Raw genomic sequence first — 13,287 nt, forward strand, 5'->3', positions numbered from 1 at the left:
GATGCGAATGCAGGTGTGAGTTTGGGTGCGGGTGACAGTACCAGCGATGGCAACCGTGATCGACGATCTGCATTGCATGCTACGGCAACCGCTCTCAGCATGCCGCCACCCACGACCTCCCTCATGGTGAGTTTGTCGAACCACGCACCACAACACTGCGCATCACACTCAATACGGCGTATCGCCACCGTCGATGGTGATCGCCTGACCACGGATGATCTTTGCCGTATCGGACAGAAGAAACGCCACCACACGGCCAACCTCGACCGGCTGAATATGGCGGCCAAGCTGGCTCGGCACCATGTTCTTCATCATCTCCTCCGATTTCTCGGCATCACCGCCGACGATGAAATCGGCCACCGTCTTCAACATGTCGGTGGCGACACCTCCGGGGCAGACGGCGTTGACATTGATGTTGCGCGCGGCCCATTCGAGCGACAGAGAGCGCGTCAGATTGATGACGGCAGCCTTCGAGGCGTTATAGCCTGCCATGTTGGGATATCCCACCTTGCCGGCATTGGAAGCAATGTTGACGATGGCGCCGCCCTCCGGGCCGAAACGCCGGGCCGCAGCCTGCGCCGCGAGCAGAACACCCTTCACGTTTACCGCCATTTCAAGATCGATGTCCGAGCCCTTCAGCCCGTCGGCCGGCCCCAGACGCACGACGCCGGCATTGTTGACGAGACCATCGAGACGCCCCATGGCAGCGACCACCTTGGCGAAGGCGGCATCCAGGCTCTGCGCGTCCGTGACATCGGCTTCAGCCATCGTCACCGCATCTCCAGCATTGAGCCCGGCAGCCGCGTCGGCCAGCGACGATCCCGGAAGATCGAGGAGTGCGACCCGTCCGCCGGCTTCCAGAATGGCCCGGGCAATGCCACGGCCGATGCCGCCTGCAGCTCCCGTAACGGCGATGACGCGGCCTTCAAGCGGCGCGGAGTTTGCTGTTGTCATGATGATTCAAGTGCCTCGCAGATTGATTCAGCTATTTTGAATAACTGTTTGTTTTAAGAATCGAACTCACCAAGTCGAACGGGCGCTGACACCGCCGTCGACCGTGAGATCGGCGCCGCTGACCCAGCGCGCCGCATCCGAGATCAGGAACAGGACGGCATCACCGATATCCTGCGGCATGCCCAGCCGACCAAGCGGCGCGGCCTCCTTCCAGCGTCCCACGCCTTCGGGCCATCCTTCCTCGATCCCGTCGCGATGGATCAGCCCCGGCGACACCGAGTTAACACGGATGCCGAGCGCGCCGAGCTCAAGCGCAGCAGCCTTGGTGAACATCAAAACCGCAGCCTTGGACGCGGCATAGTGGGCGTGGCCGGGCGCAGGCTGATGCCCTTCGATGGAGGCGATGTTGACCACCGCGCCGCCCCTGCCCTTTTCCTTCGCGTGGGCGGCGAAGGCGCGGGTCAGAAGAAAAGGCGCCGCTGTGTTGATCGCCATCATCTGCGACCAGCCATCGGGCGTGATGTCCAGGAGGCCGGCGACCGGTTGATGGCCGGCATTGTTCACGATTGCATCGAGCGTACCGAAGGCCTCGGTCGCCCCCTTCACGAGGGCTGTGACCGCCGCCTCATCCGAGAGATCGCCGCCCAGAGCCACGGCCTTGCCGCCGATATCGGCCTCGATCTCCTGGACAAGCGCTTCGGCGGTGTCACGATTGCCGTGATAATGGCAGACGACATTCGCTCCCGCCTCGGCGAGGCGGCGCGCGATGCCTCCACCGATGCCTCCGCTCGATCCGGTGACGATGACGGTGCGGCCCGTAAGATCGAGCAGGCTGGCGACAGACGGGATGGTTGCGGGAATAGTGGCAGGCATGTCAGGCGTCCTTCAGGGCAGGCAGGAGATGGGTCAGGATCGCTTCGATCTTGCGACCGGCGACCACGGCATTGGCGAAGACCTCATCGATGGTGTCCGGCTGTTGGTCGGGACCGCCCGTGGCCTTGTTCGTGATGGCGGACAAGCCGACCACCGGCAAACCTGCATGGGATGCGGCAATCACCTCTGTGACCGTGGACATGCCGACAGCGTCCGCACCCGAAGCCCTGAAATAGCGGCGTTCGGCAGAAGTCTCGAGCGACGGCCCGAGCACGCCGGCATAGATTCCGCGGCGCAGTGCAACACCGGCATTCTGTGCAGCCTCGTTCGCCGTCACCAGAAGTTCGGGTGTGTAAGCGCGCGACATGTCGGGAAAACGGATGCCGATGGCATCGTCGTTGGGACCGACCAGCGGATTGAGACCGGTGAAATTGATGTGATCCTCGATCAGCATCACGTCGCCCGGCTCGTAATCGGGATTGAGCGAACCGGCGGCGTTGGTGACGACCAGCTTTTCCGCGCCCAGCTTCTGAAGGAGGTAAACCGCCAGCGCGATATCGCGCGGCGCCCAGCCCTCATAGAGGTGCAGGCGCCCCTGCATCATCACCACGCGGACGCCATGCAGCGAGCCGATGACGAAGGCGCCCTTGTGACCCGGCGCGGTGGAGACGGGGAAACCCTCGACCTCCGCATAGGGGATGGTGATGGCATCCTCCACTTCATCGGCGAGCTGGCCAAGGCCGGAGCCGAGCATCACCGCCACGGGTGCAGGAGCGCCCGCCCGTGACTTGATGGATGCATGGGCGCGCTCAAGACGCGCTAACTGGCTTTCGGTCATGACCGTTTCTCCTTCAGGACTTGAGATTTCAGGCGATCGCAGCGGCGATGCGCGGCACGAGGCGGTTCACCTCGTCCATGGTTTCCTCGATGGCGTGCAGCGTCAGCACACCGTCGCGCACCACCTGCCTTCCGCCGACGAAGACATGGCGCACGTCGGATTTCGCCGTCGAATAGACAAGGTGGGTGACGGGGTCGAACATCGGCACGGCATGGGGCCTGCGAATGTCGACAAGGATCATGTCGGCGAACTTTCCGGTCTCGAGCGAGCCGATGCGATCTTCCGCGCCGAGAGCCCGTGCGCCGGCCATGGTGGCCATGGCGAGAGCCTGCGGCGTGGACACGGCATCCGCGCTCTGGCGCGCGCCCTTGTGCAGGGTGGCAGCAAGCCGGAGTGCCATCCACATGTCGAGATCGTTGCCGCTGATCGCGCCGTCGGTGCCGAGAGCGACGTTCACGCCAGCCTCCAGCATGTCGGGAACGCGCGCGATGCCGGAGGCGAGCTTCAGGTTCGAGACCGGATTGTGCGAGACGGTCGCGCCCGTGCGGGCGAGGATTTCGATCTCCTCGTCATCGAGATGAACGCAATGGGCAAGTGTGGTTTTCTCGTCGAGCAGGTCGAGATAATCGAGATGGCGGATTACCGAACTGCCGTAGCGGCCGCGTATATCGTCCTGTTCGGCCTTGGTTTCGGCGGCGTGGGTGCTGAAAAGCCCGCCATGTCGGTCGGCAATCTCGCGCGCCGTCTTCAGGTTTTCCGGCCCGACCGTATAGGCGCCATGCGGGAGCGTTGCTGGAAAGACATCCTCCGCCTTGCCGAATTCCTCGAAGAAGGCTTCCGCATCCGCTATGCGGGTCTGAAGGTCGCCGCCGGTCACGCCCGGACCGTCGAAGAAGAACCCGCCCGTGGAAACGCGCATGCCGACCTTGCGCGCCGCGCGCACCGTTTCAACCGGATACCAGAACATGTCCATGACGCTGGTGACGCCCGATAGCAGAAGCTCGGCGCATCCGAGCACACTCCCCAGATGAGAGGTCCGCGGATTGAGGATCGCTCCTTCAGCCTGCCACACCTTTTGCAACCAGGGTTCCAGCGGCAGGTCCTCCACGAGACCGCGAAACAGGCTGTCGGCGGCATGGCAATGGGCGTTCACGAGACCCGGCATCAAGATATGTCCGGCGGCATCCACCACCGTTTTCGCAGAGGCCGCGTCCTGCTCCAGCTCCGAAGACTGGCCAAGGCGCGCTATGCGTCCGCCGCGCACGACGAGGCCTCCGTCGCGAAGCACCGTGCCTGCCTCATCGCAGGTCACCACGATCGCATTGCGGATCACGAGGTCGGCTGTCATCTGGTCTCTCCCCTGGCGCGCCTTGCCCGCCACCAGGACAGCGCGACAAGCACGATAAGCGTGGCAAGATACGGCATCATGTCGGTGAATTGCTGCGCAAGGCCGAGCCCCTGCACGCGGAAAGACAGGCTGTCGACGGCGCCGAACAGAAGCGCGATGAAGAACAAAGGCCACGGCCTGCCCCTCGTGAGAAGAACCGCGACGACCGCGATCCAGCCGCGCCCGGCGCTCATATTCTCCACGAACAGGTTCACATTGGCGATGGAAAGCTGGGCGCCGCCCAGACCGCAAAGCGCGCCGCAGGCGAGAAGCGCCACAAGCTGGACGCGGCGCGGCTCCACGCCGCCCGCCCGCAATGCTTCGGCATTTTCGCCCGCCGCGCGAATACGCAGGCCAAGCCGATGGCGGGCGAGGAAGACATGCATGAGCGGCACGCACAAGAGCGCCACGTAGAAGAGCGCCGACTGCCCGCTCAGGATCTGGCCGACAAACGGAATATCCTCGATCAGAGGAAGGCGCACCGGGCCGAACCCGACAATGCCCGCATCGCTGAAAGCGCCCGTCACATCGAAGATCGCCCGCAAGAGGAAGGTGGTCAGCCCCGCCGCCAGCAGGTTGATCGCGATGGAGACGACAATTGAATCGCCGCCGCGCCGCAGGTTGAACTCGGCGAAGACCAGGCCCAACGCCATGCCCGCCAGCATCGCCGCCAGCGCGCCCACATAGGGTGAGCCGGAAAAATAGGATCCCAGAACCGCAGCGAAGGCGCCCATCAGAAGGAAGCCCTCGAGCGCGATATTGAAGACGCCAGCGCGCTCGCACAGGGCTCCTCCGAGCGCCGCAAGGAGGATCGGCGTCACGAAACGGGGTATGGAGGCGGCAAAGGACGGATCCAGCAGAAGATCAAGCATCGCCATCCCCCCTGCCTGCCCGCGAAGACAATGCGCCTGAAACGCGGCTTGCCACGAACAGGATGATCACGGCCTGGATGACCAGGGCGATTTCCTTGGGCACGCCGGCGGCGCGCTCCATGCCGGCAGCCCCCGTCTGCACCGCTGCGAAGAAGAAGCCGGAAATCGGCACGGCCCAGGGCACCATGCCGACCAGCAGGACGGCGATGATGCCCGTCCACGCATAGAGCGGCTGCACCAGCATGCCGTCGATATAGCGATGATGTATGCCGAAGACGGCAATGGCCCCGACAAGACCAGCGATTGCGCCGCTGATGGCGAGCGTCTGCAATGTGAGACGGCGCACCGGCAGGCCGACCGTACGGGCGAAATCGGCAGAAAGCCCGTTCAGCCGTGTGTGATAGCCATGCAGCGTGCCATAGCTGTAGACCAGCGCGAAGGCGGTGGCCGTGAGTGTGAAGAGGATGCCGATATCGAGCCGCGTGCCCGGGAAATAGGCGAACCAGGTTGCCTGCGGCACCAGATAGGACTGCACCATGCCGGACGGTACGTCACGGAAGGGATGAGCCACCAGATAGGAGCCGATATAGCGGATCGGGTAATTCAGAAGAAGCGAGCCGACCAGAAGCGGCACGCCCATATAAAGCTGGAGCACACCCGCCAGAAGCGCCCACGCCGCCCCTGCCAGCATGGCCCCGGCAATCGCGGCGGCGAGCACGACAAGCGGCGGTCCCGGCAGCAGAATGGCGATCAATCCCGCGGCGAGGCCGCCGGCCACCAGTTGCCCTTCACCACCGATGTTGAAAAGGCCGGCCCTGAAGCTCAGCATCACGGAGATCGCCATGCCGACGATAAGGGCGGAGCGGCTCAGCGTCGCCATCAGATAGGCATGGCGGCGGCCACCGAAAGCCCCCTGCCAGAAACCGGACAGGGCTTCGCCAACCGGCGCTCCTACGAACAGGAGCAGTGCCAGAACGATTGACGCGATCCAAAGAACGGTCCAGAGCCAGGGCAAGACGTTCCGCAGGTTCAATGCACCGGTTTCCATCATGCGGCCTTTCCACGCGACATCATCAGTGCGCCGACGTCTTCGCGGTTTGCCTCGCCGCCGCTGACCTCGCCCGAAATCGCGCCGTCATACATCACGAGAATGCGGTCTGAGAGCGCGATCACCTCATCGAGCTCGGTGGAAATCAGCAATATGGCGTGACCGCTGTCACGCATGCGCATCAGCTCGCCATGGATGAAATCGATAGCGCCGATATCGACGCCCCAGGTCGGGTTTTCGGCAACCACCACAGCTGTGTTGCGGGTGAGCTCACGCCCGACCACAAGCTTCTGCTTGTTGCCGCCGGACATGGTGGAAGCAGCCGCCGAAGGCCCCGCAACGCGGATGCGGTAATCTTCGATGATTGCGCGGGCAAAACGCATCATCGCGCCGTGTCTGAGAAAAGGGCCGGTCGTGAATGCGCTGCGGTCGTCGCGGCCGGCATTGGCGTTTTCGGATACCGATGCGCCGAGCGCCAGCCCCATGCGCTGGCGATCCTCGGGAATATAGCTCATACCGTGGGCGCGGCGCGCGGCGACATCCAGCGTCTCCACCGACTGGCCGCAAAGCGAAATGCCACCTGAAAGAAGCGGATCGAGCCCTGTCAGCCCGCGCACCAGCTCGGACTGGCCGTTGCCGCTGACGCCCGCAATACCGACGATCTCGCCAGCCCTCAGATCGAAGGAAACCGGGCCGACGGGCCGGCCGCGCCGGGCAATGGTGGCATCGCGCACGGACAGAACCACATCGCCAGCGGCCTGCGCCTTTCGGGTGCGGGCTTCCGGCAATTCACCGCCAACGATGCCGCGCGCAATTTCCTGTCGCGACGTCTCGTCAAGAAGCGAGGAACGCACCAGGCGGCCAGCACGCATGACGCTGACACGATCGGCGATCTCCATGACTTCATCGAGCTTGTGGGTGATGATGACGATCGATTTTCCCGCAGCACGAAAATTGCGCAGCGTGTCGAACAGCCGGTCCTTTTCCTGCGGGGTCAGGACCGCCGTGGGTTCGTCAAGGATCACCAGTTCGGCCTCGCGGTAAAGCACCTTGAGGATTTCAACCGTCTGGCGCTGGCTGACCGAAAGCCGCCCGACCTCGCGGGTGAGATCGACGGCAATGCCGTGTTCGGCGGCAATCGCATCCAGCCGGCGGCGGGCTGCCGCAAAATCCACGAAGCCGAAACGGCCAACCGGCTCCGCGCACAGGACGATGTTTTCCAGCACCGTCATCGTATCCTGCAGCATGAAGTGCTGGTGCACCATGCCAAGCCCGCTGGCGATTGCATCCTGAGGGGAAGACCAGCGCCGCTCCACACCGTCGAGAACGACAGTCCCCGCTGCCGGGCGGACAAGGCCGAACAGGAGGTTCATCAGCGTCGATTTGCCGGCTCCGTTTTCGCCGACGAGGGCATGTATCTCGCCCGGTTCGATACCGAGCGAGACATCGTCCACCGCAGTCACCGGGCCGAAGCGGACGGTGATGCCATTCAACTCGACGCGCATTGATCCAGCCGCCTATTTGGCGAACATCGGGTCTTCCAGCTTAAGGGAACCATCCTCGATGCTGGCCGCCACCTCGCGCATCTTCGCTGCGACCTCGGGGTGATCGGCGATCAGGCAGCCCGAACCGGCAATATTGTCCTCTTCGAGCGCCATGGCCGACATGCCGCCTTCCTTCAGGCCGAGCGAAACGGTGAGCTGCTTTCCGCCCTCCAGAATTTCACCGATGGCCTGGACCATTGCCGTGTCCACATGCTTGAGCGTCATGTCGACGATGTGGCCGGGTGCATTGGGGCATTGGTTCACATCGACGGAGAAGGCCTTGAAATCCTTCTCCTTGGCGGCCTCGAAGACGCCGAAATCGCCACCGGCCGTGGCCGTGAAAATAAGGTCAGCGCCGGCGGCGTTCATCGCGACGGCCTGTTCCTTGGCGCGGACCGGATCAGCAAAGGGGCTTTCGCCACCGACCCAGCGAATGTCGACGCTGGCATCGGGCTTCACCGATTTCACACCCTGTGCATAGCCATCCGTGTAGCGGTGCAGGAACGGAATATCGAGTGCGCCCACCACGCCGACCTTGCCGGTCTCGGTCATCATGGCGGCAGCGACCCCCATCAGGTAGCTCGCCTCATACTCGCGAAACACCGCGCAATGGACGTTCTCCGGGCGGTCGTCGATGCACTGGTCGATCATGAGAAACTGGATGTCGGGCGCCGTCGGCGCGACTTCGCGGATGATATCGTTGAACTCGAACCCCAGGAGAACGACAATGTCGGCGCCCTCATTGACCGCCGCATTGACATTTTCCAGGCGCTCAGCCGCCGTGCGGCTTTCATAGGTCTCGACGTCCGCACCGTATTTCTCGCCGGCGGCCTCAATGCCCGTCTGGCCCATCTTGAGGAAGGCATTCACGCCGAGCGCGTCGGGAGAGACATAAACGAACAGCTTGTCTGCCGCCGATGCCGCACCCGTCATGGCTGCTGCACCGACAAGGCCTGCCGCCAACCATTTCGCCAAAACCTTCATGAACGCCACTCCCTCACAAAACCAGTTATCCGGCTTGACATTCTGGAGCAGGCGCAAGCCTTTTACAATTGTCAGCGGCGCTGATGATTGTGGAAGATATCGATATAAGGATGCCCGATGCTGCCGAATTGGTTCGTCGCCCGTGAGGAAAAGCCCGAGTTCTGGACCGAAGAACGCTGCTTCATCACAGAACTCATGAATACAGACGCTTCACCTGAAACCTCGCTTGCCGTGGCACGGGTGGAGGCAGGGGTGACGACGCAGCTCCACAGGCTCGAAGGGATCTGCGAACGCTACGTGGTGCGCAAAGGTGAAGGCATCGTGGAAATCGATGGTGTGCGGCAGTTTCTGTCGGTCGGCGATCAGGCGATCATTCCTCCGGGGGCCGCGCAGCGCATCGCCAACACGGGTTCGACCGACCTTGAGTTCTATTGCGTTTGCACGCCGCGCTTTGTGCCGGAAAGCTATGTCGATCTGGAGACAGGCGGTGTGGACGCCTGAACCCAGGAATCATGACTGGATAAGGACATTTATGCGCGCTACATTATTTCCAGCCCAAGGCATGTAACGCCTGAGCCAGACTGGGGAGGAATGCCATGCCGATCAAATTCCGCATGCGCAGCGAACAACGCGATCATCGCAACGATTCCCTGCGGCTCGCCCGCCTTTTGAGCGCCCTCGACGAGATGGAGGTGGGGCTTAACAAGGAGCACAAGGGACTGAAGAGGCGCTATGAGAGCGCCGCCATGGCCGCCGCATTCGCCCAGCAATATATCGAGGACGAGGAAACGACAGAGAAGCTGTCAGCCGAAATCGAGGATATGACGGAAACCTTGCGCAAGTACAGGCGCCGCATGGATACCCTCGAACAGCAGATCGCCCTTGTTGAACAGCTGCGCGCGACCACGGAAGACTTTGCCGACGATCTGGGATTTGGCCGCGAAGCCGGTCGCGCCGCTTCCCACGCCCGACACTAGAATCCCTTTTTTCGAAACGACACGAGGCCCGGTCAGGCAGGCGTTACCGCGACATTGTCGATCAACCGCGTTTCGCCGAGCCAGGCGGCAGCCAGAAGCCTTGCCGAGGCCGCCATGTGTTCCACCGGCTGAAGCGTCTCCGCGTCGCGCAGTTCAAGATACTCGACCGGATCGAAGCCGGCATCGGCGATGGCAACCCGGCTTTTCGCGAGGGTCTCGGCCACGTCTTTACCCTGCGAAAGAGCAGAAGCCGCCAGGAACAATTCCCGCGCAAGCGCCGGCGCCACAGCGCGCTGCCCAGAGGAAAGGCGCACATTGCGCGAAGACAGCGCAAGCCCGTCTTCTTCCCGCACCGTCGGGCAGCCGACAATCTCGACCGGGATATTGAGGTCTGCGACCAGACGCCTGACCACCTGCAATTGCTGATAATCCTTCTCGCCGAAAAAGGCGAAGTCGGCGCCACTCTGAAGGAGCAGTTTCGAAACCACCGTCGCGACACCGTCGAAGTGGCCCGGCCGGTTGGCGCCGCAAAGCCCCTCGCTGACACCCCCTACAGAAACGGTGGTGGCAAAGCCCTCTGCGTACATTTCGGCCACATCCGGCGCAAAGAGAACATCGACACCGAGCGGATCGAGCTTGGCGGCGTCATCCTTTTCGGTACGCGGATAGGCGGCGAGATCCGATGCGTTGTTGAACTGCCTGGGATTGACGAAAAGTGTGACGATCACCCGGCGGGTACGCGCCTGTGCCGCCTCGACAAGGCTCAGGTGCCCGGCATGAAGCGCTCCCATGGTGGGCACCACGCCCACGGTCTCGCCGGCGCGACGCCATGCGCCAACCCGTTCTCTCAGTTCCCGCACGGTGCGGACGGTCGACAGGCTCATCGGGTCGGTACCTTCCTGCTGGCTGCGGGAGTATCGGCAAAGACATGCTCCTGCGCCGGAAAGCGGCGCGCACGCACATCCTGCGCATAGGCTGCGATGGCCTCCTCAGCTGTCTGGCCGAGTTCCGCATAGCGCTTGACGAATTTGGGGCGGAAGTCGGCGAACATGCCCAGCATGTCATCGACGACAAGGATCTGGCCGTCGCAGGCAGGCGAAGCGCCGATGCCGATCGTCGGAACGGATATGGTTTCGGTGATGCGCCGGGCCAGGCCCTCCGTCACCTTTTCAAGGACCACGGCAAATGCACCCGCCTCGGCCACGGCAACAGCATCGCGCTCGATGGCAGTGGCAGCTTCGCCCCTGCCCTGCACCTTGTAGCCCCCGAAAGCATTGACGGCCTGCGGCGTCAGGCCGATATGCGCCATCACCGGAATGCCACGGCGGGTGAGGAAGCGGATCGTTTCGGCCATCGGCTCGCCGCCCTCCAGCTTCACAGCGGCACAACCGGTTTCCGCCATGAGGCGTGAAGCGTTTGCGAAAGCCTGCTCGGGCGAGGCCTCATAGGCGCCAAAGGGCAGATCGATCACCAGAAGCGCCTTCTCGATGCCGCGACGCACCGCCTTTCCGTGCATCGCCATCATGTCCATGGTCACGCCAAGTGTGCTCGACAGACCATGCAAAACCATGCCGACACTGTCGCCCACGAGCACGATATCGCAATGGGCATCGACAAGCCGTGCGACGGGCGTTGTGTAGGCGGTGAGACAGACCAGAGGCTCGCCACCCTTGCGGGCCATGATGGCGGGTGGGGTAAGGGCGGAGATTGTTCCCGTTACGCTCAAGATGCTCCTCCTCGCTCGGCGCGGGGCCACCGGCGGGCAGGCTCCTCCTGAACCCGCCAAAGGCAGCGGGTTGGGGATATGACATAAATTTGTGCAGTTGCGAAGGCCGGTTCGGGGCGGAAGCGTTCGCCCCGCCCAAAATCAGCGTACCAGACGCAAATCCGCCTCGGCATATTGCTGGCCGGCCGCGTGCTGGCCGACAAGCCCCGCCGCAACCACGGAAACGCGGAAAAGACCTTCAAGGCTGTTGTCGAAGATGGCGCCGACGATGATCTCGGCGTCGTCTCCCACTTCCTCGCGGATGCGGGTCGCGGCCTCATCCACCTCGAACAGCGTCATGTCGCGGCCGCCCGATATGGAGACCAGAACGCCGCGCGCGCCCTTCATGTCGGATTCGTCGAGCAGAGGGTTGGCGATTGCCGCCTCGGCGGCCTTCATCGCACGTCCGTCACCGCTTGCCTCGCCGGTTCCCATCATGGCGCGGCCCATGTCGCGCATCACGGAGCGAACGTCTGCGAAATCCAGGTTGATCAGGCCTTCCTTGACGATGAGGTCGGTGATGCAGCTGACGCCCGAATAGAGCACCTTGTCGGCAAGGCTGAAGGCATCGGCGAAGGTGGTTTTCGCATCAGCGATGCGGAACAGATTCTGGTTGGGGATCACAATCACCGTGTCGGCGCTTTCGCGCAGAAGCTCAATGCCGCGATCGGCGACACTCATGCGGCGATTGCCCTCGAAGGTGAAAGGCTTGGTGACCACGGCTACCGTCAGGATACCGGCATTGCGCGCTGCGGCGGCAATGACCGGCGCAGCCCCCGTGCCCGTGCCGCCACCCATGCCGGCGGTGACGAAGCACATATGCGTGCCGGAGAGATGATCCATGATCTCCGCAATGGTCTCTTCGGCGGCAGCCTGACCGATCTCGGGGAGCGAGCCGGCGCCTAAGCCTTCCGTCGAGTTCGCACCGAGCTGGATCAGCCGCTCGGCCTTGGACATGGTGAGCGCCTGCGCGTCGGTGTTGGCAACGACGAAATCGACGCCTTGCAGGTTCTGGGCGATCATGTTGTTGACGGCATTGCCGCCACCGCCACCCACACCGATGATGGTAATCTTCGGGCGCATTTCCGAGATCTCGGGCTTCTTGTTGTCTATCACCGCGTCAGACCCTTTACACGCGCCGGCAACATCCGGTTGCGGATGATGCGGCGCACACCATTCGACCGAATACGGCGCTCTCATACGTCAGGGGAGAAGAACAAAACCGCCGCAGCCAAGCCGGCGAACGAATCATCACGCGGGCTCAACGACCCGAAAGAATCAGAGAGCGCCATCATGTTCAAGTGGGAGTGCAAGAGAGAGGCCCCGAGCCGGCGCTTACGGTAACAACTCTTGTAATTGGGCGTAACAATTACCGTAAGCGACGGGACTTCCCCGCGGTCAACCCTGAGGCACCGTGGCGATCATGGAGGGCCGCCGGGAAAACCCCGCGAACCAGCCCGACAGCTTCGGGTGCGTGCTCCGCCAGTCCTTGCCGGGCTGGCGGAAATCCAGATAGCCAAGCGCGCAGCCGACCGCGACCGAACCTGCGTGGATCGGTTCGCCCAGAAGCGGCAGCCATCGCTGCGCCAGCGCATCGAGCGCGCTGTCGATCTTTTCCATCTGGCCATCATGCCAACCGGCGGAAAACAGTTCCGGCGGTCGGACGAGGCGCTCGTAGCGAATCAGAAGCGCAGCATCCAGAATTGAATCAGCAAGCGCTTCCAATGTCATGACATCAAAACGTTTTTCGCCTTCCGGCATCAGGCTGGGGCCCTCACCATGCGCATCGAGATAAGCGCAGATTACGCGGCTGTCGAACAGCACGCGCCCATCGTCCAGAATGAGGGTGGGTACCTTGCCGGACGGATTCTGCGCCACGATGGAGCGATCGCGATTGATCGGATTGGCGGCCGCCTTCAAACGCTCGATGCGGGGCTCCACCCCCTTCTCGATGGCCGTGACCATGACTTTGCGGACATAAGGGGATGTGGGCGAATGGAAGAGCTTCATGAGGCCTCCGCGGGTCGCCTCGGGCCCGACAGGGA

14 protein-coding genes are annotated in these 13,287 nt (G+C 63.0%); 2 read left to right on the top strand and 12 right to left on the bottom strand.

Translation table 11 applies throughout. The features are described 5' to 3' along the window. Positions 1-168: 168 nt before the first annotated feature. The 8 genes from NA8A_RS16180 to NA8A_RS16215 all read right to left on the bottom strand — a co-directional run bounded on the left by NA8A_RS16180 (position 169) and on the right by NA8A_RS16215 (position 8,500). Positions 169-954, bottom strand: coding sequence for an SDR family NAD(P)-dependent oxidoreductase (locus NA8A_RS16180; RefSeq protein ID WP_009451423.1), 786 nt, complete (start codon positions 952-954; stop codon positions 169-171). Positions 955-1,020: 66 nt separating this feature from the next. Continuing rightward, positions 1,021-1,827, bottom strand: coding sequence for an SDR family NAD(P)-dependent oxidoreductase (locus NA8A_RS16185; protein WP_009451424.1), 807 nt, complete (start codon positions 1,825-1,827; stop codon positions 1,021-1,023). 1 nt (position 1,828) lies between these two features. Further along, positions 1,829-2,665 (bottom strand): purine-nucleoside phosphorylase, encoded by an 837-nt coding sequence (locus tag NA8A_RS16190; RefSeq protein WP_009451425.1) that lies wholly within the window; start codon positions 2,663-2,665, stop codon positions 1,829-1,831. A 28-nt stretch (positions 2,666-2,693) separates the two neighbouring features. Continuing rightward, positions 2,694-4,013 (bottom strand): amidohydrolase family protein, encoded by a 1,320-nt coding sequence (locus tag NA8A_RS16195; RefSeq protein WP_009451426.1) that lies wholly within the window; start codon positions 4,011-4,013, stop codon positions 2,694-2,696. Further along, on the bottom strand, positions 4,010-4,924 hold the full coding sequence (locus tag NA8A_RS16200; RefSeq protein WP_086006173.1) for an ABC transporter permease: 915 nt from the start codon (positions 4,922-4,924) through the stop codon (positions 4,010-4,012). Before NA8A_RS16200 ends, NA8A_RS16195 begins: the two co-directional genes overlap by 4 nt. Next, entirely contained in the window at positions 4,917-5,975 is a 1,059-nt protein-coding gene (locus NA8A_RS16205; protein WP_009451428.1) for an ABC transporter permease, read from the bottom strand. Before NA8A_RS16205 ends, NA8A_RS16200 begins: the two co-directional genes overlap by 8 nt. Next, a complete protein-coding gene (locus NA8A_RS16210; RefSeq protein ID WP_009451429.1) occupies positions 5,972-7,477 on the bottom strand; it encodes an ABC transporter ATP-binding protein in 1,506 nt (501 codons plus the stop codon). Before NA8A_RS16210 ends, NA8A_RS16205 begins: the two co-directional genes overlap by 4 nt. Positions 7,478-7,489: 12 nt before the next feature. Continuing rightward, complete coding sequence (locus NA8A_RS16215) at positions 7,490-8,500, bottom strand: BMP family ABC transporter substrate-binding protein (protein WP_009451430.1); 1,011 nt, start codon at positions 8,498-8,500, stop codon at positions 7,490-7,492. Between the two features lie 117 nt (positions 8,501-8,617). Here NA8A_RS16215 and NA8A_RS16220 point away from each other — a divergent pair, with 117 nt between their 5' ends. Then, complete coding sequence (locus NA8A_RS16220; RefSeq protein ID WP_009451431.1) at positions 8,618-9,001, top strand: cupin domain-containing protein; 384 nt, start codon at positions 8,618-8,620, stop codon at positions 8,999-9,001. Positions 9,002-9,096: 95 nt separating this feature from the next. Then, entirely contained in the window at positions 9,097-9,477 is a 381-nt protein-coding gene (locus NA8A_RS16225; protein ID WP_009451432.1) for a hypothetical protein, read from the top strand. Positions 9,478-9,509: 32 nt separating this feature from the next. Here the strand turns inward: NA8A_RS16225 and panC are convergent, their stop codons facing one another. From panC to NA8A_RS16245, 4 genes are all read right to left on the bottom strand, one after another. Then, positions 9,510-10,361, bottom strand: coding sequence for a pantoate--beta-alanine ligase (gene panC, locus NA8A_RS16230; RefSeq protein ID WP_009451433.1), 852 nt, complete (start codon positions 10,359-10,361; stop codon positions 9,510-9,512). After that, positions 10,358-11,158, bottom strand: a complete 801-nt coding sequence (panB, locus tag NA8A_RS16235; RefSeq protein ID WP_051018018.1) for a 3-methyl-2-oxobutanoate hydroxymethyltransferase — start codon at positions 11,156-11,158, stop codon at positions 10,358-10,360. The genes panC and panB overlap by 4 nt, the downstream gene beginning before the upstream one ends. A 186-nt stretch (positions 11,159-11,344) precedes the next feature. Further along, a complete protein-coding gene (gene ftsZ / locus NA8A_RS16240; RefSeq protein WP_009451435.1) occupies positions 11,345-12,358 on the bottom strand; it encodes a cell division protein FtsZ in 1,014 nt (337 codons plus the stop codon). Between the two features lie 282 nt (positions 12,359-12,640). Continuing rightward, the gene (locus NA8A_RS16245; RefSeq protein WP_009451436.1) at positions 12,641-13,252 is read right to left on the bottom strand and encodes a glutathione S-transferase; all 612 of its coding nucleotides are present in this window, start codon (positions 13,250-13,252) and stop codon (positions 12,641-12,643) included. Positions 13,253-13,287 lie beyond the last annotated feature (35 nt).

It is taken from the genome of Nitratireductor indicus C115 (assembly GCF_000300515.1).
Classification (GTDB): Bacteria; Pseudomonadota; Alphaproteobacteria; order Rhizobiales; family Rhizobiaceae; genus Nitratireductor; species Nitratireductor indicus.